The sequence below is a fragment of the Pseudoalteromonas sp. G4 genome, assembly GCF_028875915.1.
GTDB lineage: Bacteria > Pseudomonadota > Gammaproteobacteria > Enterobacterales > Alteromonadaceae > Pseudoalteromonas.
This window is the reverse complement of the sequence record NZ_JAPEHW010000175.1, coordinates 1-646: the sequence shown is the minus strand read 5'-3', so window position 1 is coordinate 646 and position 646 is coordinate 1. Positions and strand designations below refer to the sequence as shown.

Here is a 646-nt window from a genome sequence, read left to right as displayed (position 1 = left end):
TTAATTTACGGTTTTCTTCTTTTAAGAGAATTTCAAGTTCTTCCACACGGGTTTTTTCTTCCGCATCTTGAAGTTCAATCAATAATTGCCCTTTTTGAACTTTATCACCGTCGTCAAAATAGATATTTTTAATATAATCAGACTGCGCGCTTACTAATTTTATTGCTTGGTTTGCTCGCGCTGTACCCAGTGATTCAATAATATTAGCTTGGCGACTGGTCGTCACCGTGTGTGCTTGAATCGGTGTTGCTTTGGCTTCTCGTTGATTTTGTTGCCCTTGTGACTCTGGCAGGTACAAGTAAATACACAAGCCAAATAGAATGATACAAATTAAAGGAAATAAGGCTTTACCAGATTGTTTCGCGTACATAGCAATTCTCGCAAGTATTCAGGGTTTACTATTCTACTAGACAGTTTAGAACTTGTGCGTGCGAGGTATCGTATAATATTGTGAATTAAACGTGTTTTTTTCAGTTGTTAAGTAGAAATTATGAAAAAGAAAAGTAAAAATTGTCCCTATTGCAGGCAAATTAGAGCAATGCTAATTTGGGCAATTTTAATGGGTTTTGCCTATTTTACCTTCTGGATTTAACTTTAAGATGACGAAACGTATTAAAGTATCAGCAACAGCCCATAAATATGGCGG

At 36.1% G+C, this 646-nt stretch carries 1 pseudogene; it reads right to left on the bottom strand.

Features of this window, described 5'->3' with window-relative positions:
• A pseudogene (locus ON073_RS20500) lies at positions 1 to 370 on the bottom strand (efflux RND transporter periplasmic adaptor subunit); the annotation flags it as partial.
• Positions 371 to 646: the final 276 nt, after the last annotated feature.